Source organism: Ectothiorhodospiraceae bacterium 2226, from assembly GCA_013348725.1.
Taxonomy (GTDB): Bacteria; Pseudomonadota; Gammaproteobacteria.
In genome coordinates this window covers 1,458,092-1,481,416 of record CP054689.1, presented here as the reverse complement: position 1 = coordinate 1,481,416, position 23,325 = coordinate 1,458,092, and the positions used below count along the sequence as shown (strand labels likewise).

Below are 23,325 nucleotides of genomic sequence, written 5' to 3'. Positions count from 1 at the left end.
AAGAAGGACTCCAGATGGCATTCAAGCGCCCACCGCCCCGTTCCGCTTCGCCGCTTATCTCCAATATGGCGGCCAGTATCCGTATATCACGCAAGCCCAAGAACGCGGGCACGCCGTTAGCCATTCATTCAACGGAAGAAGAGGCTCGTCTCCTGCCCGGCGATGCGCGATAGGCGGAAAGTTTCCGTGTTTAACCACGGATTCTTTCCGTCTAGTACTGTTAGGAGCTGACACGTTGGAAATTATCTTGCATCCAACCGCGATTGCCACATTTGTGTTCATCGCCGGACTCCTAGTGGAGAGTTGGTATTCGTGGCGATTCTTAAAGGGGCTGAAGAATTACCCTGACTTATGGGAGCACAGCGGCTATCGGTCGCTGGCAACCGATTCCAACCTGATCGGCGCATGGGAAACGATCAAATACCTGAAAGAACGTGAATACGTGAAGCGAGAGGAATCAGAAGAGGTCGAGTTCTGTGAAGCACATCGGAAACCGGTCATATATTCATATTTTTTCGGCGTTGTTGGGGTGTGCTCGTTCTTTATGTCAATCTTTGTTTTCGGATGGCCGCCCGCATGGTGAGGAACGCTCCTAACAACTGCTTTGAGAGCGACCTCGTAAAGCGCTGCGCGCTTTTCTCGGCGCCTCAAGCAGAACGTTAGTCAGTGAGGGGAACGGATGTCGCTGCAAGCGTCGTGGGAAAGAACGACTGGACACCTGCTGGAAGCGAGAAGCATGTTGGCTGTGTCTGACGATTTTCTGCTGTACTTCGCCGAATATCTCGAACACAACGACTTGGAGTTGGCGCTCGCCGAGCTTGAAGGCGTGGCGCTCGAAAGCGGCGCTCCAGAAGGGTTCTGGAAGAAAGCAAATGAGGCGGCTCGGGAGATGGGCCTACTTGATCATGTGTGGCGCTACAGTGCGCGGATTAGTGGAAAGACCACGGATGGCGAGTAACCGCTTTGAGTCCGACGGCTTCCCCTTCCGCTGCGCTGCAGGGAAAGCGGCGGCTCAAGCGGAGCGTTAGAATAGCTGTGAACCCTGCTGTCGCTAAATTGGCGCTATTCACCCTCTTCGCTGTTAACGGAGCAGTGTTCTCGTGGCTCGCGGGCTTTGAAGCATATAGCTGGTGGCTAATGGGTCACGATAGAGTAGTCATCCATGCGGAAGTAACGTCTGCACGTTTTCATCCTTGCACGGGCCGGGGCTGCACGGGCGTAGATTATCCGTACCAAGTGCGCTATCGCTTTTCTCCACCTGGATCGGGTCAAAGCTACTCATACACTGGCCAGTGGCTTTTATCAGAAATGTGGGCGCGAGTGCCCGAATCCGACTATGTCGCGGCGCAAAGGGGTCACATGATTGAGGTGGCATACGCAGGATCGGATCCTCGAATCAACCAGCCTGCTGTTAAACCAGCAAAGTCTGCCTACGAATGGATAGGCTTTGGCGTTTTCGCACTTCTCAGCTTGGGGTTCGGTTTGTATGTCGCAAGAATCTAACATGGCCCCCCAAGCTCGCTTGGGTAACGGTTATGTATCGAAGACTAAGGAGAGTGTTGTGTGTCCGCACTTTTGGAGAAAGGTTCTTGGGCTTATTGGCGTAGCCTGCGCTCTATCTGCTCACGGCGGGGAAAGCGGCGTTCCGGAGTGGCTTGGCGGGGTGCCTGATATCGATATTAAAGCGGATAGATGCGGAGTCTATGAGTGGTTCTTTGACAAAGCCGATAGCCAGACTGAGAGGATGGCTAGTAAGGAGGATTTGGCATCGAAGCGTCTGATCAATATCGTCAACAAGCTTGTGGATCACCATCTCTCTGACCCCGCCGAGAGCTACGGTGCCGAAGTCAAATACTTCGTAGTCGGTTCTCATGAGCCATTGCATTTCGAATTCCAGATCAGCCGTGCAACACTTGAGCGACTCATGAGCAAGGAATGTGGATAGTGAACACATAACGGGAGACGCTATGAACCTCCCCCCGTTTAACGGACACGGTGCTGGCGACAGAGAACGCGACCATTGCCGACTGGCTGGTGCGCCTCACCCGGAAAACTGGTCCGCTCCCGAGCATCTCAATCAAACCACATCGCGCCGCGACGGCGCTTCCGTTGCCATGTGCCGTCGGTGGTATCGCGGCACATGCCGAACACGAAGGATGGGGGTAGCGCCGGCAGGCTGAAGCGCAGGTCTTTGAACCAAGCGCACTGTCGCGCGTCATCACCATCGGCATCCACGTCGTGGAGCGCCGGAAGACGCGCGAAGCGACGAAAGTACCGGAACTCGTCCTGCCGCCACGCTTCCGTGGCCACCTCGATCTCATCCGGGGTGCGGCCAAAGCGCGGATGGCGTTGCCATTCGGGCGCATGGCTGTAATGGGCGGGCATGCGCTGAAAGGGCGGCGGCAGGGGCAGGCGTTCGGCCAGGCTGCGTCCTGGCAGCAGACGCGCCCAGGCCGTGTGGTGCGCCGCGCCATCGCTCACCACCAACATCCAGTGAGCGGGCGAGAATGGCTGGGGCAGCGCGCGGCCGCGCTCCGCCGGCAGCTCCATGGCCGCGGCATACGCCTCGGCCATGCCCACCGCCCGCTGATGTAGGAGCCCCAGCATGCCCACGTAGGTGACGAGCGCCGCCAAGGCGGCGACGGCGGCCGTTTGGGCGTGCGTCGGCCAGCGCCAGGCGGCGAGCAGTCCGGCGAGGAGGATGACCGTGAAGTAGGGATCCACCACATAGGTCCAGGACAGCGCCGGGCGCCAGCTGGAGAGCGGGTACAGCACCATGGTGCCGTAGGCCGTGATCAGATCCCCCGCAATGTGAATGCCGATGCCGAGCGCCGCCGGTACGAAGTAGCCTCGCCAGCGCAAACCCGACGCGCGGCCGAACAGCCAGGCCACGGCGACGGCCCACAGGGGCAGCAGCACCAGCGAATGCGTCGCGCGCTGGTGCACCTCGCTCAGGTACCAGAGGGTGTCGACCGCGCGCGTGACCACGTCGATGTCGGGGAAGGCGCCGCCGACGAAGCCGGCCGCCATGCGGCCGCTCACGCCGGGCGTGCCCGGCGCGGGGCGCGCGGGGGTGGCGGCACGTGCCAGCAGGGCACCGCTCAGTGCATGGGTGAGGGTGTCCACGAACGGCGGTGCGGGTCAGGATTTGGGGGTGGCGGGCGCGGTTGCCGGGCGGCCCGCATCCGCAGCCGCGGCGGGCGCGGCGTCGACGGCGCGCACGGTTTGCTCCGGCACGAACATGAAGGGCGGCAGCCACTCGGCGCCGCGCAGCAACCGGTCCAGCAGCCGCCGCGTGGCGGCCGCGTCGGTGGAGTCGTCGTGCAGCCAGCGGAAGAACGTCGCGAGGTAGATGCTGGTCAGTACGGTCTCCTCCAGCGCGCGGGTCAAAAACGCCGCGTCACGCCGCGCACCTTCGCGGATCCACTGCACGGTGCGGCTCACGCGTAGTAGACCACGTACCTGCATGTGCACATGCCCGGGCTCCAGGCGCCCATAGATCATCTGGCGTGTCACCCGCCGGTGGCCCGCCAAGGCCTCCAGCCACGCCATGATCAACCGGTGCAGCCGCACCCGCGCGGGGAGCGCCTTGAACGCCGGCGCGGCGCTGGCCGCGAGTACCGCCTCGTCGGCACGATCGAACCAGGCGTCGATCAGGTCTTCCTTCTCGCGGAAGTGTCGGCGCACCTCGTTGAGGTCGACCCCTAGCGTCTCCGCGACTTCGAAGAGTCGCACCTCTTCCCAGGAACGCGCCTCCGCCAGTGCCACGGCCGCGTCGACTATCTTCTCCCGCAGATCGGCTTTGCGCGCCATGTTGGACCCTCCCGCGCTTCCTTCCGTTGCTTTCCAGTGTATAGCAGCAGTCGGCATGGGTCCGGTGGCGGCACGAGCCCGAACACTGGCTCCGACTCCGTCCAGAACTCGCGGCGCCAACGTGTGCAGGCATTCTCCATTAGGTGGATCAAGGGAGACGGCGGCGCTACCCTTTCCTACGCGACCCGCAGACATCGGGGGCGACCTCTCTGGGCGCGGGCCTATCAGGCGGCGGGCTTTAGCCCCTTGATCGAACCGACATAGTCCGGCAACCCGAAGCCCCCAATCCTCTCGAACCTCGGCAATAGATAGAAGATGGTTCTTTCAGTTCACCAAGGGGCTGTCCCGTCAGGCGTTAAGGATCTGCTCGAACGTACCGTCCAAGAGCTGGCGGATCTTCGGGATATCCGGCACGTCATTGTTGGGGTCGAGCCGCGCGACCGCTCTTACTGTTGGGTCGGTGCTGCCGGTGTCGCCGATCCAACCGGAACCCCGATGACGCCGGAAACGCCCTACTGCCTAGCGAGCGTCACCAAGCTCTATATCGGTGCGGCGGTGCTGCGCCTCCAGGAGCGAGGGCAGCTATCCATCGACGATCCGCTAACGGATCATCTGCCTGCCCGCCTGGTGTCGGGTCTTCATCGGCGCCGAGGCGTGGACAGGACGGCGGAGCTCACATTGCGCCACCTCATGGGCCATGCCTCCGGGCTTCCCGAGTACCTTTCCGAAGCGCCGAAGGGGAAGAAGGCACTACTGGATCTGGTCGTAGAGCAGGGGGACCGGAGCTGGGATATATCCGATATTCTTGAGATGGTCCGCGTGACGCGGGGCGCGCACTTCGCCCCCCGGCCGCTCGACGGTCGTCGCCACACGGTCCGGTACTCTGACACCAATTTTCAACTTCTCATTGCAGTGATCGAGACGGTGACGCGGCAACCACTCCATGAGGTGTTCGCCACACTCATTTACGAGCCGCTAGGCCTGACGCGGACGTGGCATCCGGGTACGCCTCCGGAGGCATCCATGCCGCCAGCCGCGGTGCCATGGGCAGGTGACGCGCCCATGGACAGGCCGCTCGCACTGGCCTCGTTCCGGGATCTCTTCAGCACGGCCGACGAGACGCTCACATTCTTGCGGGCCCTGATTACCGGGGAACTGTTCGATGACCCTGCGACGGCAGAACTGATGTGGCGCCACTGGAACCCCTTTGGGTTCTCACTCATACCCATAGCCCCCGGGTGGCCGATCGAGTACGGGTTGGCCATGATGCGCTTCCAGACTCCGCGCGTCCTGAAGCCGTTTCTCTCCATGCCGACCCTCATCGGTCATACTGGAGCTACCGGCTCATGGCTGTTCTACGCCCCCCAACTCGATATCTACATTACCGGGACAGTAGACCAGTTGACGGCTCCGGCGGTACCGTTCAAGAAGGTGCCACGATTGCTCCAAGGGCTTCGCACCGTTGCTGTTGATCGCGACAATGCGAACAAAGCGTTCCCGCTGGGATAGCTGGGGACGGCGACGCTCTCCTCTGCTGAGCGGTTCGAGCAAGCTCTCCTGCATGCCGCGCCTTGCCTGAGAACCCGGGTAAGAGAACAATGCTTGCTGGGTGAAGAACCGGGTCGGAGAACACTGATCGCGCTACGCTGCAGGAGCCGCGATAAGAACTGATGGCAACGTCCGTGGTCCCGGGAAACGGCGGCGCGAGTGAGAGTAACAGCGATAGTTTCGACAGGGGGGGGACAGAGACATGCGCTACGGTCCGCAGCACTACGACGGCGTTTACATCGTTGGAACTGGCAGCTTCCTCCCGGGCGAACCCGTCGATAACGAGGCGATGGACCGTTACATCTCGCCGCTGGACCCAGGATCAGTGCGCCTCAAGCGGCGGGTGCTCGCCGACAACGGCATCACCACGCGCCATTACGGAATCGATCCGGAGGGAGAGGCTCGCTACACGGCCGCCCAGATGGGGGCGCTCGCCGTTGAGTCGGGTCTGGCCCATGCGGGCGTAAAACTATCGGATATCACGTTCCTTGCGGCAGCCACCTCCGGTGGAGATGTGCTGATGCCGGGGTTCGCCAACATGTTGCAAGGGGAGCTTCGTGGTCCGCCAATGTCGACCCGTAGCCACCATGGCATCTGCGGCGCCGGCATCGGAGCGCTTACGGATGCCGCGAACCACGTCGGGACGGGGAATCATACCCGTGCGGTTGTCGCCGCGGTGGAGTTTCCCTCCCGTCTGCTTCGCAAGTCTCGTTACACATCGCTGATTGGTCGGCCTACCTTCGACGCAGAATTTCTCCGCTGGATGTTATCCGACGGCGCCGGAGCGTGCGTTCTATCTTCGCACTCCGAGGCGGCGTCTGGTACCGCGTTACGTGTCGACTGGATACACACGAAGTCATTCTCGGGAGATTATCCCCCGTGTATGCAGCTGGGGACCGCGACCGAAGCATCCAAGCGCTCGTTCATGGACTATGAGTCCTTTGCATCAGCGGAGCGAGCAGGAGCACTGCTCCTGCGCCAGGATCTGCGGATCCTTCCCCAGTTGTTCGAGGTCGCGGTGCACGAGTATGCCGAGTTGGTGCGCGCCGGGCACGTGATTCCGGAGAAAGTCACGCATTTCTTGGCACACTATTCCTCGGAAAAGCTAGGCAAGGTCTGCGACGAGTTGATGCGTACTGCAGGTTTGCATATACAGCGCGAGCGCTGGTTCTCTAATCTCACCCGCCGCGGGAATACGGGCTCTTCTGCGATATTCATCCAGCTCGCCGACCTCATGCGCGAGAGGAGCCTGCTGCCTGGAGAGCGGGTGCTATGTTTTGTCCCCGAATCCGGTCGCTTCTCCGTGTCGTTTGTTATGCTCACTGTGGTCCCGGGTAGCGGCAAGGGCAGCCCCAAGCGGGGCGGCAGTGCGCACGCGCCGGTCGCGCCGCCGCACGACCCCGGCGGTTCAACAAAGGGTTTGATCAAGGATACGCTCCAAGGGTTAGCGTCGATCTGGCATGAGTATCGTTCAGGGATTTGGCATACCCCTTTCGTGGCCAAGATCCTGGGCGGGAAGTTGACTCGCCAGGATTACCTCCGCTGGATGGAGACCTGGATTCCACAGGTGCAGGAAGGTACGCGGTGGATGCGGCAAGCGGTCGCCGATCTGCCGGACGCGTATGCCGACCTACGGGATCTCATCCACCAGCATGCCGATGACGAGCATGGTGACTTCATGATGCTATTTCAGGATTATCGCCGAGCGGGGGGAACAATAGCATCCGTGAACGATCTGCGCCGAAACGCAGGTGGCGAAGCGCTGAACGCCTATATGCACGGCCTAGCACGCGAGCCCCTGCCGGTCGGGCTCCTAGGCGGCGTCTACATCATCGAGGGCACCGGCCAACGCATCATCCCCGCTCTCTTGCCGAGCATCCGTCAGCAGCTCGCGCTTCCGGAGGAGTGTTATCGGTTTTTGAGGTATCACGGGGAGAACGACCCTAGTCACCTGGCTCGCTGGCTGAATGCAGTCGAGCTGGTGCTGGCGACGCCGAACGAAAACGCGCGTGAGCATGCACATAGCATCATGACAACCGCTAAGCATGTCGCAGCACTATACACGCTGCAATGGGAGTTACTATGAGCCAGCCGTGGTTAGAGGACCCAAATCGGGAACACGATCCGGCAGATCCAAGCCCGTGGCACGCACTGCTACTCGATCAAAGCATCCCGTTAGATGCTGAAGTGAAACGACGGTGGCTAAGGGATGCCAGTAGTCCAAGCCGGCAGTATCTCCTCCCCATCGTCAGGCCCATGGCGCGGCTCGGCCTGGTCGCCGTGCAGTTGCTCAAGCTCATCCTCCCAAAACGTCTACGCGCAGTGAGCCTTTTGCATCGTGTGTTGGTCGGTGGAATGCGCCATTTCGTGAGTCCGGATGCGAACTGGCTGGTGATGCGCCACTTTCATGTGGGCTCGGAGATCCAGCAGTTCATCCTCAAGAACCTTCCTGACATCCAGATACCGGAGCTGCACTTCATGCGATTTCGAAATCTGGAGGATCTGAAGCCGGACGGCTTCGTGAAACACGACTTGAATCTATTCAACTTCGTTATCTGGGTGAACCGCGAGCTCGCTCGGCAGGAAAGGACGATAAAACCTCCTTCTTCCCCCCTGGATTTCAGCATGATAACGGACGGTCCATTGCCCATTGAACCGATGCCCGACGGTTGGACTAATAAAATAGACCTGCTGACGGCCATTGAAGTCTTCACACCGATCTTCCAGTTGTTCCTGACCGACAGCGACTTTTGGCGCGCCTCGAACTCACTCCAGCTGGATGAGACCGTCGCTATCTATACGAGCCAGCTTTTGGACGATCCATTGCCAATGCTGCTGGTCAACAATAAGCACCCAATGGTCGCCATGAGCACGCTTCGTGCGGGTTATCGGCTAGTACTTCATGGATTGGCAAGCGAGATGTTGCACGCGTACCTCGTGCAACGTAAGCGCCAAGCTTCGGCATCCCGCCGTACCCGAGCCCACTCCGACGCCGGGGAGGTGGCGGAACGCAGCGGCGCTGAGTGAATGCCGGGAGAGCGATGATTATTGCTATTTCAGGGTATGAGTTCGCTGTGAGGTTCACGCACGACCAAGCGCGCACGGGGCCGGCATGCGCGGACGCGGTCCCACCTACTGACCACGCGCGTCGGGCGCCGCTTTCTGTGTGTTATGGTAGCCGTAATCCATTGATATCGTGCTGTTCGCCCCGGTTGCGGTAAGCGAGGGGCGCTCTGCGCGTCGTCCGCCCGTCGCAAGAGGCCGGTAGAACATGTCTTACCCCGAATGGTTCATTACGTGGGCCGACGGTCAGCCCTGGGTCTACACGCTCATCGCCATCAGCCTGCTCTTGCTGGCGGTGTGGTTCGCGAACTTCATCACCAAGCACGTGCTGATGCGGGCGGCGCGCCGCATGTTGCAGGCGACCACTCTGGGGCAGGATGCGGATCTCGGGCTGGGCACGGTACTGGTCCGCCTGGCGCACGTCGTGCCCGCCCTGGTGCTGTGGGCGGGTATCGGCGCGGTGCCCGGCTTGGCGGACGCGGCCGTGGTGGTGGTGCGCAACGTCAGCAACGCCTACATCGTTTTGACCCTCGCGCTGGCGATCGGCGCCTTGTTGCACAGCGTCAACGCGATCTACTGCCGTCGACCCGACGCCAAACATCGGCCGATCAAGGGCTACCTGCAGGTGGTCCAGATCGTCGTGTACGCCGTCGCGGCGATTCTGATCATCGCCTCGCTACTCGACCGTTCGCCGCTGATTCTGCTCTCCGGCTTGGGCGCCATGGCGGCGGTGTTGATGTTGGTGTTTCAGGACACACTGCTATCGCTGGTTGCGAGTGTGCAGCTCTCCTCGAACGATATGGTGCGCGTGGGCGACTGGATCGAAATGCCGCAGCTCAACGCGGACGGCGACGTTATCGACATCGCTCTGCATACGGTCAAGGTCCAGAACTGGGACCGCACCATCACCACCATTCCTACCAAGCGCTTGATCTCCGATTCGTTCAAGAACTGGCGCGGCATGCAGGAGAGCGGCGGACGACGGATCAAGCGCGCGCTGTACATCGATCAGAACAGCGTCCGATTTCTGTCCGAGTCCGAACAGGACAACCTGCGCCGCTTTGCGGTGCTGGCGGACTATCTGGATGCAAAGGAGCTGGAGTTGCGCGCATGGAACGACACCCTGATGGCGCAGGGGCTCGACCCGATCAATCGCCGCCAGGTCACCAACATCGGCACCTTCCGCGCCTACACCGAGCGCTATCTGCGCAAGCATCCCGACGTCCATCAAGGGATGACCCTGATCGTGCGCCAGCTGAACCCCGGGCCGCAAGGGCTGCCACTGGAGGTCTACTGCTTCACCCGCTCCACCGCCTGGGCGGTCTACGAAGGCATCCAGTCGGACATCTTCGACCACCTGCTCGCCATCCTGCCCGAGTTCGGCCTGCAGGTGTTTCAGCAGCCGAGCGGCCCCGACGTGCGACTGGCACTCCAGCAGCTTGGTGCGCCGGCGGACGCGCCGCGCCTGCCGGTGGGTTTCTGAGCGTCGCGCGCGTGCGCAGCCGCAGCGCCGTAGAAGAGGTTCGACATGCACGCCAAGAGTCAAGTCTTCGAAAAGTTCAAGAACCTCGAAGGCGCGCTCGTGGCGGGCATCGTCCGCGAGCAGGTGCAGGGTGCGCTGCACGTCGATCTGGGGGAGGTGACGGGGGTGTTGCCCGAGGCGGAGGCGATCCCGGGTGAGCGCTTCCAGCCGGGCGAGCGCATCGATGCCTACCTGGTCGAAGCCGTCGTGACGCCGGCGGGCGTGACGGCGCGTCTGTCGCGCGCGGCGCCGATGTTCCTGGTGCGGGTGTTCGAGAACGCGGTGCCCGAGATCCGCGAGGGCGCAGTCGCCATCCAGGCGGTCGCGCGCGAGGCGGGCAGCCGCGCCAAGCTGGCGCTGCGGGCGCTGGTGCCGGGACTGGACCCCATTGAAACCTGCGCGGGCGTCGGCGGCGCGCAGGTGCGGCGCGTGACCGAGCAACTCCATGGTGAGACCGTCGACCTCGTGCGCTTCAGCGAGGACATCGAGGCCTTCGCGCGCGAGGCGCTCCTGCCGCTGCGCGTGCGCACCGTTTCGGTAGATCACGAAGCGCACGCGCTGCGCGTGAAGCTTGCCCTGCTGCAGCGCCCCATGTCGCACGCGCAGCGGAGCCAGCACGTGCGCCTGGCGTGCAGCCTGACGGGCTGGAACATCGAGCTTCAGTCCTAGAACGTGCGTGAAATCCATCCAGAGGGAAGTCCAGCTACGGGAGAAACTCGGCTGGTAGCGGTGAGCAACCGGGCGCCCCCCTCGCCAAGCGGCACGGGTCCCGTGCACCCCGAGGCTGTAGCAGAAGTACTCGGCGGCGCGTCGTCAGGAACGCAGCGCGGTGGTTAGGAGATAGGTGTTCTCGATGACCGCGGTTCCATCGGTCGCGCGGTTGTACTTGCGGAACACCGCACTGAGGTCGTCGTGCAGCGTTTGTTTGGCAGCCACTGCGGAGGCCCGTACCACGGGGCCGAAATAGGTCATGAAGACGTCCACCGCATGATCGATGGAGCGGTAGTACTGCAGCGCGGTACGCTTCTGACTGCTGATCGATACCGTATCCGCCCCGAGTAGGGCCTCCAACCCTTGATCGGTGCCCCAGCGCAGGGGTGGCTCCACGCCGGGCGGTGGCGGCACGTGCTTGGCATTGACCGCGAAGAAGTCACCGCTCCAGCCTTCGGGCATGGGGCTGGCCAGGCCAATCTTCCCGCCGGGACGACAGACGCGCAGCATCTCCTGGGCAGCCTGTGCTTGGTTGGCGGCGAACTGCACGCCATACACGGACACGACCGCGTCGAAGCTCCCAGCGGAGAATGGCAACGCCTGCGCGTCACCGACCTGAAATTCGGCATCCAGTCCGTCCGCCTCCGCTCGCCGCTTCGCGCGCTCGATCAAGGCGGGGACATAATCGATGCCTGCTACATCGCAATACCGTCTCGCCGCCACCAGCGCCGCCGTGCCGCTGCCGCAGGCCACGTCGAGCACCCGCTGCCCGGCGCGCAGATCCAGCGCGTCACACAGCGCTTCGGCCATACACACGTTCTGTCGCGCCACCTGATTGAAATCGCCCGTGGCCCATGCTTCCTGCTGGCGCGCGGTGATGGCTTCATAATTCGCAGGTTGGTCGCTCATTCGCGGCTCCCGTCGTCGGAGCGGGGTGCGTCCGCAGCGTCCCGACGCGCCCTGATCGCCTTGAGGCGATCCATTCAGTCTAGCGCAACAGGAGTCAATGGCGTGCATCCGGCGCGGGGCAGCCCCCGCCTCACGGCGGGGCGGGAGGGCGCAACATCGACACCCGCCGCGGACGCGCGTGGATCCCCCGTACACATGGCTACCCGGCGCGTCCGCGTCAGTTGGAGCGCCTCATGCATGCAAAAGCATGAGCGCACGCCTCACGTTATGATAGACAGCGGCGGGTCAAGCGCTTTGCGCTTCATGCTGCTCCACGAGCTCAAGAAGAGGGTTGAGAATGTGGCTATTTCGCAAGAAGGATGAGAAGAAAACCATCTTCGCCGAGGTTCTTCGGCTCGATGACGGACGCGTGTCCATCGACGTACGCGGGCAGACGTGTCCGGGTTACCTTCTGTCGATCAACAACGCGATGGACGCGCTCGACGTGGGCACCTCCGCGGTGCTTGTTACCACCTACGCGCCGTGTGGCGATGACGTGAAGGCCTGGTGCAAGGAAAAGGGATACACCTTCAAGGGGATGCGTCAAGACGGAGACGCATGGACGATATCGGTCGTGAAGTAGGTCGGCCGCGAAGCACCAGGGCTTGAGGGGAACCACCTCGAACTACAAGTACGTCAGGATCTCGGGCGGGCACTCCTTGGCGGCGCCATCGCTCTCGTGCGTTTCAGCAACGGCATCGAAGACTTCGTGCACGTGGCGCTCGTTCCGATGCGCATCCGCGACCTTTCGGTGGCTCACCACGCGCCGGCGCTGCGCAGGTCGCGTGACGTGCGCATGGCAAGCAACCCCGTCGTCTGGGCCATTGACCTCCTGTCTCAGTTCCGGCAGAAAGGGCCTAGGGCGCAGTCAGCATTGGGCACAGGAGTCCGCGCGAGCATGATTTGGATCGACTGTCTGATGAACCGAGAGGCGGTGGCCACGCTGTATGCCTCTAGCCATGGCCTGGAGCGCATGGACGTACTGGAAGTCACGCTGCACCGCGAGGGCCCCACCATGCGCCTTCGCGCTGACTTGGCGCGGTTTCCCGACCGTCCGCCCAGGCGGTGGGCGCCGAGCGCGAATACCGCGCAGGTCACCCTCGATTTCTTGGCCGTCACTGACCTAGCGTTACGGGGCTTCGGCGTGTCCACCGCGGCCGCATTGACGGTGGAGCAGGCCGAGGAAGGCAGGTTGCGATTCAACGTGGGCGGTGCCGATACCCACGTCTCTGGCACCTGCGCCGGCCTGCGGCTTGTCGGCATTTCCGCCTACGCCGTCGAAGTGGACGCGCCGCGACCGTAGTTGGGACTCAGCCTGCGGATTCTGTGCTCCCGCGCGCGTCCGGTATCCGTGTCGCGGCAATCCCTCCGTCAAGCTGCGCGCACCGATTCACTCGCGGTGTGTCTCGGCTAACTCAAGGGCCGGCGAACGGCTACATCACGGCGCCGCGAAACCGAGCATGTGCCATAGTAGGACCCCGGCATACACCGCCACCATGGCCCCGGCAAAAATGGCAATCGGGCGGATACCTTGCGGCTCAGGTCTCTTTATCCCCTGCTTCTGCAGGGTCCTGCCGTAGAGAAAGCGCCGTAGGCGCCACCAGGCGAAGCCGACCAGGGCGAGGAACGTGAGGATCTTGAGCGTCATAGGACCTGAGTAATAGCGAGCTGCGGTCCATGCTACGCGATTGACCGGCATGCTTCACGCCCGCGCAGATGTATAATGCCCGGGTCCTTCCAGGTCCGAGAGAATAACAATAATGCAAACACTGATCTCGAGAGCGGCCACGCTGTGGTGCTGTATGGCCCTCGCCTTACTCCTGTCGTCGACGGCCCACGGGTCCGAGCGAGTCATCGGCAAACTGACCTCTGCGCAGGTGGTCAGCGTGCTCAAGGGCGAGGGCGTCGCCGACGCCCGCGCCGACGATGACGACGACATTCTGTTCAGCCTGAACGGTTACAACGTGGTGGCCTTCGTGCGCGAGAACGACTATACGGTGCTGCGTTTTTACTCCGCCATGGCCGACACCGCCGTTACGCTGCAGGACGTCAACGAGTGGAACCGCACGCGGCTGTTCACCAAGGCCTTTCTGGATAGTGATGGTGATCCGGCGTTGGAGATGGATGTGGACGTCGCCGGCGGCATCACCAGGGCGCGTTTGCGCGACGCCGTACGCACCTACCTCCAGGTGCACGGTCAGTTTCTGGCCGAGGTCGTCGACGCGCAGTAGCGACCGGCGGGCTCGGCGAGCCATCGCCTGCTGGAGGACCGTATTGACGACGCGGAAAGCAGATTCGCCCTCGCCCAACGGGCGCGGTCAGTCCGAGCCTTCGTACTCCGCCAACGTCTCCATGAGCAGCGCCCTGTGGCGGCTATCCTCCGGCAGTTCCTCGGCGAGGGCGCGGTACTCCGCGATGTTCTCGGGCGTCAGAAACGGGCCGAGTTGGCGCGCGATGGTGCGCGCCGGGAACTGGGCGCCGCGGCGTAGGTTGGACTGCAGAAATTCGTCCACCTCATCGCGGCGGCCCTGTTCGGCATAGCGTTGCAGATCGGGCAGAGCGAGCTCGAACAGTTTCTCGTCGTGATGCTGATCCAGCGTGGTGAGGAGTGCGTCGAGGTGCGCGTCCGAAGGCGGTAGCGCGCGTAGCGCCTGAATGGCCTCGGCGCGTGCGGGCCCGCTGTCGTACGCCAGGACCTCCAGTGCCGCGGCGGCGAGTTCGGGATCGCTGATCCGGTGGTCGCGGTGTTGTTCATTAAGGGCGCGCATGGCGGCGGCGAGACGCTCCCCCGCCTCGAAGTATTCGGCACGCGGGTCGGTGTCCGCGCCCAGGGTGCAGTCGGCGTTCGCATAGCATTCCCATACTGCGCGCATGTGGGCGAGGACTTCGTGCGCTTGGAGTGCATCCCACGCGATCTCGTCCGCCTCCTCGGCGGGGGCCGCATCCTCGAACGGCGGGGCCTCGCGCGTCGGGTCCACTTCCTGCTGTGGTCCGTCCGGGGGCCGGTCAGCCGGTCGCACCGTTTCCGTACGTGCGGCCTCGTCGGGCGCGCCGTCATCGCGCGGCCCCCAGGCCTGCCACCCGGCGTACAGTAGACCGAGCACGACGACCGCGACGCCGAGCCCGATGATCAGTCGCCGGCTCCCGCGCTCCTTAGCCGGCGACATAGTTTAGCCATTCCTGCCGCTGGTACTTGTCGTGGAAGCCTGCGTCGTTCTGTGACCAGCGATGGTTCGGGTCGGTCCAGCGGCAGATCTGCGCGGGGCCGCCGTTGTAGGCCGAGTAGGCGGCGCGGGCGCGTGCCTCCCAATCCTCCGCGAAGCTAACGCAATCCGCCGTCTCCGCGCGCCGCCAGCCGTCGTAGTAGATATCCAGGGCGTAGATCAGGTTGTCTTCGAGGTGCCAGCCCACCCCGGAGCGGATGGGGTCGGTATGCCAGCGGTCATCGATCTGCATCAGCCCATGGCCGTGGCCGTTGTCGCCGCGCAACATGGTGAGCAGGCGGCGCAGCCCCGTGTGCGCCTCGCGGTAATGGGTCCAGAAGCTCTCCTGGTGGGCGGTGGTATAGACGGCGTGGCGCCACGCCTCCACCTCGGCGTCGCTCACGCCGCTGCGGCGGTCGCGTAAGTAGGCGGCGGCCCGGTCGCCGAGAAAGGTGTATAACCCGCCCATGTAGCGGACGCGCTCCACCTCCTGTGACTGCTCGTCATCGAAGATGTGTGCGCCGAACTGTGCGCGCACGGTCGCGGCGCTGGCAAACTGCTCGACGTCGCAGCCGTAGGGCGCGCGGCCGAAGGTCCAGCTCCCGCCGAGGCGTTCCGGGCACTTCCACCAGTCGGACGGCGTGACGTCGGACGACCCGCCGCCGCCGATGATGAACTCCAGGTCGCAGCCGCTAAGCGCGATGAGCAACACCGCGCTTCCGATCACTCGTGTCCAACCCGCGAAGCCCATTGCCGGTCTCCATACGCTCCAGGTGAGGCTGCATCATAGAAGATAGGCAACCCCCCCTTCTGCGAGCAATGTCGCTCCCGGCGGTCCTGTCTCGGCCCACCGGCGAAAACATCACGAAGCGCATGCGGCCCCCGAGGAAGGCCAACGGGGGCAAAAGCCGACGACAGGATGTGAACGGTTTCCGGTACCGCCGCGTCTACTGCCGCCAGCGCGTACTGACGCCGGGCGGATGGGTCTGGATCATGCGCTCGGCATCGGCCGTGGACGCGAACTTGAAGCAGGTGGGGGCGTGGATGCGCCCTATCGCGCCGTAGCTCTGACGGACGAATGCCTCGAACTTGGGCATCACGTCATAGCCGGACTCATTGGTCGCGAAGATGTCCGACCAGTACGGCGTATCGCCCTTGCCGGGCACGCTGATGAACGACCGGCAGGCCATCTGACCGTGACCGGTGTGGTTAAAGGGCAGGTAGTTGCTCGCGTGGGCCGGTGCCATAAGCGCACAGGCGGCGAGAGCAGCAAAGAAAGGTCTACGCATGTTGCTTCTCCGGTGCCAGTGGAATAGCCGCGCCCGGCCATGTACCGCGCGCGACGACTTGATGCGGGAAACTACGCCAAGTTCCGTGCGCCCGCATCCCCAAGGTTGGGTATGCCGGTGTTGAAGACGATCCAGGCGCACGCGTTGTGCCGGATCAGCGAGTTGGCGAGTCGTTTGCGGAAGTGCGTGTCGCCGGGGCGAATACGCCCACCGCGGTTCCGCATCGTCCCGCACGGCCGCCCGCGCGCAGGAAGGACGTCATTTGCCCACGAGGAGTACCTTTGTACTGCGGGAGGGGCCGGGGATGACGATCTGCGCGCCAAACGCGGTTGAAGAGGCTCAAGCAAGAGCGCGGCGCTACGATCTGATCAGCTCGGGAGCGCGCCGGCGCCAGCCTGTCGTGACGCCCGTCGCTCGTCCGGCAGCTAAAGCTGTGCGGACGCAGGCTTGGCGCTTGCGTTAGCGTCGTTCAGGCTTGCACGCAATTTGTGCGAAACTGGGCACCATGGACGGCGTCTCTGATCACAACATCCATCTCGCGACAGTCTGAGCAGCCATGCCGCATGACGTCTGACCGTTCTCGGCGATTCAGCGACATTTTCTTCGAAGTGTTCGAGGCCTTGCCACGCCAAGGCCCCGGCGAGCGCGCGAGCGCCGAGCGGGCGCTCAGCCTTTGTCGAGCCTTGCCACCCTCGCCCCTGATCCTCGACCTGGGTTGCGGCGTGGGCGCGCAGACCCTCTATCTCGCGGAACTTACCACCGGACGCATCGTGGCTGTCGACAACCACGCGCCCAGCATCGAGCGCCTCAACGCCAGCATTGCCAGGCACCGCCTTGCGGATCGCGTTGTGGCCCTGGTCGGCGACATGGCTCATCTGCACCAGCCACCCGAGAGCTTCGACCTCATTTGGTCCGAAGGCGCGCTCTATAGCATCGGGCTCGAAAATGCGTTGCGGGTCTGTCATGGCCTTCTGCGCCCCGGCGGTCAGCTCGTATTCACCGACGCGGTATGGCGCAAAGACGATCGGCCACCTGAACTGGCATCGGCTTTCGCCGAGGAGTATCCGACCATGGGTCGGGTGGAAGATGTGCTGGCAACGCTTGCGGCGTCCGGATTCGATGTGCTCGGCCACTTCACCCTGCCGGAAGCGGCGTGGTGGCGTGACTTCTATACCCCGATGGAGGCGCGCATTGATGCTCTGCGTGGAAAGTACGCGCGGGATCCAGAGGCCCTCGCCCTACTCGAGCAAATCGCCGAGGAGCCGAAGCTGCACCGGCGCTACTCGGCCTACTATGCCTATGAGTTCTTCATCGCGCGCCGACGCGAGGCGCCGCCCCGACGGGCGTCGACATGACGGGCGAGCGCTGGCCATCGGGTTGTTTTGATCGCGCCGCCCACGTTCAGCCGCGCGTTTCTTCGGATTCCTGCTTCCCGAGCTGCCGTAGTAGCTTCTTGCTCTGTTTCTTCAGCACCTCGGTGCGCTCGAAGCGGCTTCTGCCGTTTCGGGAACCCTGCATGCCCCGCTTCACGTTACCGACCTTGCTGCCCACGCTCGCACCTGCTCCTGCTCGGATCTGCGGCACCCGGTGGCTTGCGTTCGCCTCCGCTCGTGGCTGCGTGCGGCGGGCGCGTGGTCCTGCTCCATGCCCCGGCATCGCTGCAGCCTTGGGCGAAGGTAGGCGAGCGAGCGCTGAGGCGCAAGCCGAGCTCGCGTGGGGCGTTGCGTGCCTGATGACTCGCCTCGCCTTTGTACGCAGAGGGGCGGCATGCTCTCGGGTCTCGCGCTGGTGGTGGTGACGGTGCTGTCCATGGGGTTGTGGGACGGTGGAAGTGGACGACACCTACCTCGTTACCTCGTCGGGCCTTTTGCTCGCGATCGCGCGCGGGCGCGCGTGGCACCGCCGCATGCATGCGGCGGCGCGAATGACGTGAGTGCACTGCGGCCTGATCGCCGTGGGCGCGGCGCTGCTGGCTTAGCTCCTCGGCTGAGACGATGAACGACGATCCGACGCCCCATACGTTCATCCGCGTCGCGAAAGGGCTGGGCGTGGCCCTCGGGCTGTTGGCCGTGGCGGCGCCGGTCGTGTTCGCCTTCCCCGCGCAGGCGCATCACCTGGCCCTGGTGCTCGCGCTGGGGCTGGTCGGCTGGGGCGCACGCGGCCTGTATCCGTACTTCCGTGCGCGCCGTTGGCCGCAGACCGTCGCCACACTCGAGCGGCTGGAGGAAACCTGGGTGACGATCCCCACGGGCGGAAGCTACGTCCCGCGGTACTTCTATCCCCTCGCCGAATACCGCTACACCGTCGGCGACACCCCGTACGCGAGCACCCGCGTGAGCTTCGAGCGCGAAAACCTGTGGCGCGGCGAAACCGAGCCGCGCGATTGGCAGCGCTGGGGCACTACGATCCCGATTTATTACGACCCGGCGCAGCCGGGCAGCGCGGTGATCTGCCGGACGCTCAGCAAGCGCCGGCGGGCGCACCACGTGAGCGTGATCGCCGCCGGCTTCGTTTGCCTTGCGCTGTGGTTGGGCCTGTTGCACATCAACTAACGCGCTCGGCGGCACCGCCCAGGCGGTTTCGACGCCACGCATTTTGCCGATCTTTGCGGCGTGCGTATGATCGATAAGGCGCGCCTTGGCACAGCTCGCAACGCGCCGGTGCCTGCCGCCAGTTCGCATACGAGACGGAGAAAGGGCACACGCCATCTTCGCGATAAGAACAACCGGACGAGGAGGACTGTTATGCGCCGGATTGTGTGGGTTGCGTTATTCGCTTTGCTGCTGTTGTTCTTGCAGGGCTGCGCGCCGCCCAACAGCTTCAGTGGACGGTACGTGGCGCCGACCTCGGGCCCGACCGCCCACTTCCTGATCGCCAACGACAGCTCCCACGAGATGCAGGTCTCCACCTATCGGTCGGCACAGAACTGCTACCACAAACTCGGCATCGTCGCCCGCCCGGTGGGCACCAGCGAAGCGCCCACCACGGTGCTGATTCCCGCCGGGCGTCCCGCCTCGTTCACCCTGTACTTCCGCCACCGCGGCGGCCAGTGGCGCAACTCTACGTTCACCATGCCCCACATCGAGCCGAACGAGCGATACGCGGTGCACGTGGTCGACGATTCCGAACGTGCCGACCGGGTCGGGTGGCGACTGCTGACCGGCCACCCGCTGGACACACCCGCGCGGGGCGCCGAGTTTTCGCTGCGTACCGGGCTGCCTTCGCCGACGCGCGAGGGGCTTTGGTGCCGTTGACGAACCGCGCGTCATCCCGTTGATCAAGAACTCCAACAGTAAAGGTAATGCCATGCCCTCTGCTCATGATCCCGCGTCAGCGCCCGAAACCCTGCCCACGCTCGAGATCGCGGCGGGCGAAACACTGACCCTGCCCGCGCGCACCTACCGCTACGCGAACATCGCGATCGCGCCCGGCGGCATCCTGAGCATCGCCGAGAATGCCCGCCAGTGGTTGATCCTGCACTGCGAGGGCGATGCGCGGGTGTACGGCACGATCGTGTTTCGGGGCTTTCATTCCACCACCGACCCCGTCGAGGCGCAGGCGCCGGACGGCGAACGGATGCGCCACCGCTTCGTGCAGGACAACCTGGGCGGTGACGGAGGCGACGGCGGGTCGAAGGGCGTCGGCAATCGGGGCGGGCGCGGCGCCCACGGCACCGCGGACCACGGCGGGGGTGGCGGCGGCGCCGGATTCAACGGCCGACCCAACATGCAGCCCGGCGGCGATGCCTCGGCCTGGCGCGGCGGCCGCAGCGGGGGGCATCGCCCGCACGGCGACGGCGGCGATGGCGGCCGGCGCCTGCGCGCGGGCAACGGCGGATTGCTGTACCTCTACGTCGGTGGCAGCTTCGACGCCACCGGCGGGCGCATCGAGCTGGCCGGCTTGGATGGACCCGCCGGGGTGAACGGCGGGGCCGGTACCGGCGGCGGCGCGGTGGGGACGGGCCCGGCGGGTGGGGGCGGCGGGGCACCCGGCGGCGAGGGGGGCCGCTTGGTGGTCAAGGCCGCGCGTATCGCGGGTGATCTGCCGACGGTGAATGTGCAAGGCGGTGCCGGCGGTGCGGGCGGCCGCGGATATCGCAACGGCCGTGCGGGCGAAGCGGGACTCGCCGGCATGGTCGACTACCTTTAGGCGCAGCGGTCGAGAGAGGCACGTTCATGATCGAACCGAACAACTCGTTTCCCGTGTTCATCGTCACGGATCTGGGCGCCGCTCGCGCGTTCTACACCGGGCACTTCGGGTTCACGCCGGTGTTCGCCAACGATTGGTATCTGCACCTGGTGTCCCGCAGCGGCGTGCAGCTCGGTTTCCTGCTGCCGGAGCAGCCGACCCAGCCCCCGATCTTCCACACCGCCTACAGCGGTAACGGGGCGATCTTCAGTCTGGAGGTCGATGACGCCGAGGCGGCGTATGCCTACGCGCAGGAGGCCGGCTTGAACATCGTGTTGGCGCTGCGCAGCGAGGACTGGGGCCAGCGCCACTTCTGCGCACGTGACCCGAACGGCGTGCATCTCGACATCGTACAGGCCACCGCGCCCAGCGCTGAGTACCGCGGCGACTACGCGACCTAGCGTGCCGCGCCCGGACTAGACTCCCGTAGACGGTCGCGGCGCGGGCGGCCGCGAGGAGGCACAGTGGCGGTGGTACGCATCGGAACCTCGGGATACCAATACGACCACTGGCGCGGCGTGTTCTATCCGCAGGACGTTCCCAAGCGCGGGTGGTTTGCGCATTACGCGCAGCACTTCGATACGGTCGAGATCAACAACACCTTCTATCGCTTGCCCGAGGCCGAGACCTTCGATGCCTGGCGCTCGCAGGCGCCGCCGGGCTTCTGCTACGCGGTGAAGTTCAGCCGCTACGGCACGCACATGAAGCGCCTCAAGGACCCGCAGGAGCCGATCCAGCGTTTCATCGGGCGCGCGCGCCATCTGCGTTCGTCCCTCGGCCCGATCCTGGTACAACTGCCGCCGCGCTGGGGACTGAATCTCACGCGCCTGGAGGGCTTTCTGCAGGCGCTGCCGCCGGGCCAGCGCTGGGTGCTGGAACTGCGCGACGCGCGCTGGTTGACCGATGACGTGTACGCGCTGCTGGCGCGCCACCGGGTCGCACTGTGTATCCACGACATGCTGGAAGATCACCCCTGGCGGCTGACCGCGCCCTTCGTGTACCTGCGCTTCCACGGCCGGGCCACCCACGACGGGAACTACAGCAGCCAGTACCTCTCTGCACAGGCGCGCCGCATCGCGGCGCTGCGTGCCGACGGGCACGATGTGTACGCGTACTTCAACAACGACCTGTACGGCTACGCCGTCGCCAATGCGCGGGATCTGAAACGCTACGTGGCGCGCGCGGGTTGAGCCCGCCGCCGGCGTTGGAAAGCCTCCCCCGCGCTTCCTAAGCTTTGCGATGCGGCCTGGTGATCTCGCCCCGGCCCATTCTTCGCGCCGCGGCAGACGCGCCGCCGTGCGTCTCACGCGGCGCGTCTGCTGTCGCGCCGTCTTGGCTTCGAGGAACCAGGGTCATGAGCACGTCGAGCGACCGCACCGGCGCACCGGGGGATTACAACCACCAGGAGACGCGCGACCTGGTCGCCCTGGTGGAGGCGGCCGCCGCGCGCGTGGCCGCCGACGGCGAAGCCGCCTTCGCCGCGCTCGCCGTGCCCAGCAGCCGCTGGCGGCAAGACGAGACCTACGTGTTCGTGCTCGACCCGGAAGGGCACATGCACGTACACCCTGACTCGGCGCTAGCCGGGCATAACACACTGGCGCTGAAGGACGTGCAGGGCAAGCCGATCGTCGGCGGCTTGATCCGTGCCGCCACCGCGTTCCCCGACCGACCCGCAGGCTGGTACCACTATCAGTGGCCGGTGCCCGGCGGCCTGCTGCCGCGCTGGAAGAGCAGCTATGTGCGGCAGGTGCAGGCGCCGTCGGGGCGGACGTATATCGTCGGCGCCGGCATGTACGACGACCGTATGGAGCGCGCCTTCGTGGTCGACATGGTCAGCGACGCCGTGGCCGCCCTGGAGCGGGGCGGCGAATCCGCCCTGGCGCAGCTACGCGAGCCCGCCGGGCCGTTCATGGCGAAGGACGCCTACGTCTTCGTGCTCGACCTGCAGGGGCAGGCGCTGGTCCATCCGGGGTTTCCGACGCTCGAGGGGCGTGACCTTTCGTCGGTGCAGGATACCCAGGGCGAGTACATCGTGCGCGAGATGCTCGCGCGCGTGGCCGAGGAGGGGGCCGGTTGGGTGGACTACCTGTGGCCGAAGCCGGGGGAGAGCGCGTCCACGCAGAAGTCGACCTACGTGGCGAAGGCCAAGCTGAACGGGCAGTGGGTGCTGGTCGGCTGCGGCGTCTATCTGGCTGACGCGCCCAAGCAGGCGGCGCCGGCGCCGAAGATCTCCGCGGCGGAGGTCATCGCGCTGGTGCGGGAGGCGGCGGCCAAACTGGAGGCCGAGGGTGAAGCGGCCTATGAGGAGCTGCGCCGTCCGGGCTCCAAGTGGTTCTACGATGACGTCTACGTGGTCGTGGTCACCCTGGACGGAATCCGGGTCGTCCTGCCACCCGATCCGACGGGCGAGGGCGTCGACGTGCGCGATCTCACGGACGGACTCGGGCGGCCCTACGGTCGCATGATCCTGGACGTCGCGCGCAGCGAGGCGGGGCAGGGGTGGACCCATTACATGTTCCCCCTCCCGGGCGGCCTCTTCCCGACCTGGAAGTCGACCTTCGTGCAGCGGGTGACGTTCCCGTCCGGACAGCCGCACGCCATCGGCTGTGGGATCTACAACATGCAGATGGACCGGGCCTTCGTCGAGGACGTGGTGCAGCGCGCGGCGAGCCTGATCGAGGCGCAGGGACGGGCGGCGTTCGACGCGCTACGCGACCCCACCGGCCCGTTCGTGTTCATGGATACCTACGTGTTCGTGCAAAGCCCCGACGGCACCGAGCTCGTCAATGCCGGCCTGCCCAGCCTCGAAGGCCGCAATCTGCTCGCCTTGCGCGACGCACACGGCCGTCCGGTGATCCGCGAGCAGATCGACGCGGTAATGCGCGCGGGCGCCGCCTGGCGCGAGATGTATTGGTACAAGCCCGGCGACAATACCCCGGCGCGCAAACTGACCTATGTGCGTAAGGTCCAGGCGGGACCGGAGACCTTTATCGTCGGTTCGGGCATTTACTCGGATTAATAGGCTGGGCACGCGCGAAGC

General features: G+C 64.7%; 25 protein-coding genes and 1 pseudogene. 18 read left to right on the top strand and 8 right to left on the bottom strand.

All coding sequences use genetic code 11. The annotated features are described in order from the left end of the window. The first annotated feature begins 235 nt into the window (after positions 1 to 235). From HUS23_07115 to HUS23_07105, 3 genes are all read left to right on the top strand, one after another. A complete protein-coding gene (locus tag HUS23_07115; GenBank protein QKT03595.1) occupies positions 236 to 583 on the top strand; it encodes a hypothetical protein in 348 nt (115 codons plus the stop codon). Positions 584 to 679: 96 nt separating this feature from the next. Next, positions 680 to 958, top strand: a complete 279-nt coding sequence (locus tag HUS23_07110; protein QKT03594.1) for a hypothetical protein — start codon at positions 680 to 682, stop codon at positions 956 to 958. A 546-nt stretch (positions 959 to 1,504) separates the two neighbouring features. Further along, positions 1,505 to 1,945, top strand: a complete 441-nt coding sequence (locus HUS23_07105; GenBank protein QKT03593.1) for a hypothetical protein — start codon at positions 1,505 to 1,507, stop codon at positions 1,943 to 1,945. Positions 1,946 to 2,073: 128 nt separating this feature from the next. Here HUS23_07105 and HUS23_07100 read toward each other — a convergent pair whose 3' ends face one another. Further along, a complete protein-coding gene (locus tag HUS23_07100) occupies positions 2,074 to 3,126 on the bottom strand; it encodes a metal-dependent hydrolase (GenBank protein QKT03592.1) in 1,053 nt (350 codons plus the stop codon). A 15-nt stretch (positions 3,127 to 3,141) separates the two neighbouring features. Next, entirely contained in the window at positions 3,142 to 3,813 is a 672-nt protein-coding gene (locus tag HUS23_07095) for a TetR family transcriptional regulator (protein QKT03591.1), read from the bottom strand. 315 nt (positions 3,814 to 4,128) lie between these two features. On the opposite strand from HUS23_07095, the gene HUS23_07090 reads away from it, so the two are divergent. From HUS23_07090 to HUS23_07070, 5 genes and pseudogenes are all read left to right on the top strand, one after another. After that, positions 4,129 to 5,322, top strand: a complete 1,194-nt coding sequence (locus HUS23_07090) for a beta-lactamase family protein (GenBank protein QKT03590.1) — start codon at positions 4,129 to 4,131, stop codon at positions 5,320 to 5,322. A gap of 241 nt (positions 5,323 to 5,563) precedes the next feature. Beyond that, on the top strand, positions 5,564 to 7,447 hold the full coding sequence (locus HUS23_07085; protein QKT03589.1) for an iron-containing redox enzyme family protein: 1,884 nt from the start codon (positions 5,564 to 5,566) through the stop codon (positions 7,445 to 7,447). After that, positions 7,444 to 8,322, top strand: a pseudogene (locus HUS23_07080) (hypothetical protein). The gene HUS23_07085 and the pseudogene HUS23_07080 overlap by 4 nt, the downstream one beginning before the upstream one ends. A gap of 310 nt (positions 8,323 to 8,632) precedes the next feature. Then, entirely contained in the window at positions 8,633 to 9,907 is a 1,275-nt protein-coding gene (locus HUS23_07075; protein ID QKT03588.1) for a mechanosensitive ion channel family protein, read from the top strand. A 45-nt stretch (positions 9,908 to 9,952) separates the two neighbouring features. After that, positions 9,953 to 10,615, top strand: coding sequence for a hypothetical protein (locus tag HUS23_07070; GenBank protein QKT03587.1), 663 nt, complete (start codon positions 9,953 to 9,955; stop codon positions 10,613 to 10,615). Between the two features lie 144 nt (positions 10,616 to 10,759). On the opposite strand, the gene HUS23_07065 is transcribed toward HUS23_07070, so the two are convergent. Beyond that, on the bottom strand, positions 10,760 to 11,566 hold the full coding sequence (locus tag HUS23_07065) for a class I SAM-dependent methyltransferase (protein ID QKT03586.1): 807 nt from the start codon (positions 11,564 to 11,566) through the stop codon (positions 10,760 to 10,762). Positions 11,567 to 11,903: 337 nt separating this feature from the next. On the opposite strand from HUS23_07065, the gene HUS23_07060 reads away from it, so the two are divergent. Continuing rightward, complete coding sequence (locus HUS23_07060) at positions 11,904 to 12,188, top strand: sulfurtransferase TusA family protein (protein ID QKT03585.1); 285 nt, start codon at positions 11,904 to 11,906, stop codon at positions 12,186 to 12,188. A 315-nt stretch (positions 12,189 to 12,503) separates the two neighbouring features. After that, positions 12,504 to 12,908, top strand: coding sequence for a hypothetical protein (locus HUS23_07055; protein ID QKT03584.1), 405 nt, complete (start codon positions 12,504 to 12,506; stop codon positions 12,906 to 12,908). 135 nt (positions 12,909 to 13,043) lie between these two features. On the opposite strand, the gene HUS23_07050 is transcribed toward HUS23_07055, so the two are convergent. After that, positions 13,044 to 13,253 (bottom strand): hypothetical protein, encoded by a 210-nt coding sequence (locus HUS23_07050; protein QKT03583.1) that lies wholly within the window; start codon positions 13,251 to 13,253, stop codon positions 13,044 to 13,046. Positions 13,254 to 13,365: 112 nt separating this feature from the next. Between HUS23_07050 and HUS23_07045 the strand changes: the two genes are divergently transcribed. After that, positions 13,366 to 13,836: a YbjN domain-containing protein gene (locus HUS23_07045; GenBank protein ID QKT03582.1), complete on the top strand. Its 471-nt coding sequence runs from the start codon at positions 13,366 to 13,368 to the stop codon at positions 13,834 to 13,836. 87 nt (positions 13,837 to 13,923) lie between these two features. Here the strand turns inward: HUS23_07045 and HUS23_07040 are convergent, their stop codons facing one another. The 3 genes from HUS23_07040 to HUS23_07030 all read right to left on the bottom strand — a co-directional run bounded on the left by HUS23_07040 (position 13,924) and on the right by HUS23_07030 (position 16,097). Continuing rightward, positions 13,924 to 14,772, bottom strand: a complete 849-nt coding sequence (locus HUS23_07040; GenBank protein QKT03581.1) for a hypothetical protein — start codon at positions 14,770 to 14,772, stop codon at positions 13,924 to 13,926. Further along, positions 14,759 to 15,559, bottom strand: coding sequence for a hypothetical protein (locus tag HUS23_07035; protein ID QKT03580.1), 801 nt, complete (start codon positions 15,557 to 15,559; stop codon positions 14,759 to 14,761). Before HUS23_07035 ends, HUS23_07040 begins: the two co-directional genes overlap by 14 nt. A gap of 196 nt (positions 15,560 to 15,755) precedes the next feature. Then, on the bottom strand, positions 15,756 to 16,097 hold the full coding sequence (locus HUS23_07030; protein ID QKT03579.1) for a hypothetical protein: 342 nt from the start codon (positions 16,095 to 16,097) through the stop codon (positions 15,756 to 15,758). 563 nt (positions 16,098 to 16,660) lie between these two features. On the opposite strand from HUS23_07030, the gene HUS23_07025 reads away from it, so the two are divergent. Beyond that, complete coding sequence (locus tag HUS23_07025) at positions 16,661 to 17,452, top strand: methyltransferase domain-containing protein (protein ID QKT03578.1); 792 nt, start codon at positions 16,661 to 16,663, stop codon at positions 17,450 to 17,452. A 46-nt stretch (positions 17,453 to 17,498) separates the two neighbouring features. On the opposite strand, the gene HUS23_07020 is transcribed toward HUS23_07025, so the two are convergent. Beyond that, the gene (locus HUS23_07020; GenBank protein ID QKT03577.1) at positions 17,499 to 17,648 is read right to left on the bottom strand and encodes a hypothetical protein; all 150 of its coding nucleotides are present in this window, start codon (positions 17,646 to 17,648) and stop codon (positions 17,499 to 17,501) included. 443 nt (positions 17,649 to 18,091) lie between these two features. On the opposite strand from HUS23_07020, the gene HUS23_07015 reads away from it, so the two are divergent. From HUS23_07015 to HUS23_06990, 6 genes are all read left to right on the top strand, one after another. Beyond that, positions 18,092 to 18,649, top strand: coding sequence for a DUF3592 domain-containing protein (locus HUS23_07015; protein ID QKT03576.1), 558 nt, complete (start codon positions 18,092 to 18,094; stop codon positions 18,647 to 18,649). A 192-nt stretch (positions 18,650 to 18,841) separates the two neighbouring features. Further along, a complete protein-coding gene (locus HUS23_07010; protein QKT03575.1) occupies positions 18,842 to 19,351 on the top strand; it encodes a hypothetical protein in 510 nt (169 codons plus the stop codon). A gap of 52 nt (positions 19,352 to 19,403) precedes the next feature. Continuing rightward, positions 19,404 to 20,246 carry a hypothetical protein gene (locus HUS23_07005; protein ID QKT03574.1) on the top strand — a complete coding sequence of 281 codons (843 nt, stop codon included), beginning with the start codon at positions 19,404 to 19,406 and terminating at the stop codon, positions 20,244 to 20,246. Between the two features lie 26 nt (positions 20,247 to 20,272). After that, entirely contained in the window at positions 20,273 to 20,686 is a 414-nt protein-coding gene (locus HUS23_07000; GenBank protein ID QKT03573.1) for a VOC family protein, read from the top strand. Between the two features lie 63 nt (positions 20,687 to 20,749). Beyond that, positions 20,750 to 21,475 carry a DUF72 domain-containing protein gene (locus HUS23_06995; GenBank protein ID QKT03572.1) on the top strand — a complete coding sequence of 242 codons (726 nt, stop codon included), beginning with the start codon at positions 20,750 to 20,752 and terminating at the stop codon, positions 21,473 to 21,475. Between the two features lie 164 nt (positions 21,476 to 21,639). After that, complete coding sequence (locus HUS23_06990) at positions 21,640 to 23,304, top strand: cache domain-containing protein (GenBank protein QKT03571.1); 1,665 nt, start codon at positions 21,640 to 21,642, stop codon at positions 23,302 to 23,304. Positions 23,305 to 23,325 lie beyond the last annotated feature (21 nt).

Excerpts from the sequence above, each read along its gene's own strand:
- HUS23_07110 (QKT03594.1), top strand. The coding sequence starts at position 680 with ATGTCGCTGCAAGCGTCGTGGGAAAGAACGACTGGACACCTGCTGGAA.
- HUS23_07105 (QKT03593.1), top strand. The coding sequence starts at position 1,505 with ATGGCCCCCCAAGCTCGCTTGGGTAACGGTTATGTATCGAAGACTAAG.
- HUS23_07095 (QKT03591.1), bottom strand. The coding sequence starts at position 3,813 with ATGGCGCGCAAAGCCGATCTGCGGGAGAAGATAGTCGACGCGGCCGTG.
- HUS23_07090 (QKT03590.1), top strand. The coding sequence starts at position 4,129 with ATGGTTCTTTCAGTTCACCAAGGGGCTGTCCCGTCAGGCGTTAAGGAT.
- HUS23_07085 (QKT03589.1), top strand. The coding sequence starts at position 5,564 with ATGCGCTACGGTCCGCAGCACTACGACGGCGTTTACATCGTTGGAACT.
- HUS23_07075 (QKT03588.1), top strand. The coding sequence starts at position 8,633 with ATGTCTTACCCCGAATGGTTCATTACGTGGGCCGACGGTCAGCCCTGG.
- HUS23_07070 (QKT03587.1), top strand. The coding sequence starts at position 9,953 with ATGCACGCCAAGAGTCAAGTCTTCGAAAAGTTCAAGAACCTCGAAGGC.
- HUS23_07065 (QKT03586.1), bottom strand. The coding sequence starts at position 11,566 with ATGAGCGACCAACCTGCGAATTATGAAGCCATCACCGCGCGCCAGCAG.
- HUS23_07060 (QKT03585.1), top strand. The coding sequence starts at position 11,904 with ATGTGGCTATTTCGCAAGAAGGATGAGAAGAAAACCATCTTCGCCGAG.
- HUS23_07055 (QKT03584.1), top strand. The coding sequence starts at position 12,504 with ATGATTTGGATCGACTGTCTGATGAACCGAGAGGCGGTGGCCACGCTG.
- HUS23_07050 (QKT03583.1), bottom strand. The coding sequence starts at position 13,253 with ATGACGCTCAAGATCCTCACGTTCCTCGCCCTGGTCGGCTTCGCCTGG.
- HUS23_07045 (QKT03582.1), top strand. The coding sequence starts at position 13,366 with ATGCAAACACTGATCTCGAGAGCGGCCACGCTGTGGTGCTGTATGGCC.
- HUS23_07040 (QKT03581.1), bottom strand. The coding sequence starts at position 14,772 with ATGTCGCCGGCTAAGGAGCGCGGGAGCCGGCGACTGATCATCGGGCTC.
- HUS23_07035 (QKT03580.1), bottom strand. The coding sequence starts at position 15,559 with ATGGGCTTCGCGGGTTGGACACGAGTGATCGGAAGCGCGGTGTTGCTC.
- HUS23_07030 (QKT03579.1), bottom strand. The coding sequence starts at position 16,097 with ATGCGTAGACCTTTCTTTGCTGCTCTCGCCGCCTGTGCGCTTATGGCA.
- HUS23_07025 (QKT03578.1), top strand. The coding sequence starts at position 16,661 with ATGACGTCTGACCGTTCTCGGCGATTCAGCGACATTTTCTTCGAAGTG.
- HUS23_07015 (QKT03576.1), top strand. The coding sequence starts at position 18,092 with ATGAACGACGATCCGACGCCCCATACGTTCATCCGCGTCGCGAAAGGG.
- HUS23_07010 (QKT03575.1), top strand. The coding sequence starts at position 18,842 with ATGCGCCGGATTGTGTGGGTTGCGTTATTCGCTTTGCTGCTGTTGTTC.
- HUS23_07005 (QKT03574.1), top strand. The coding sequence starts at position 19,404 with ATGCCCTCTGCTCATGATCCCGCGTCAGCGCCCGAAACCCTGCCCACG.
- HUS23_07000 (QKT03573.1), top strand. The coding sequence starts at position 20,273 with ATGATCGAACCGAACAACTCGTTTCCCGTGTTCATCGTCACGGATCTG.
- HUS23_06990 (QKT03571.1), top strand. The coding sequence starts at position 21,640 with ATGAGCACGTCGAGCGACCGCACCGGCGCACCGGGGGATTACAACCAC.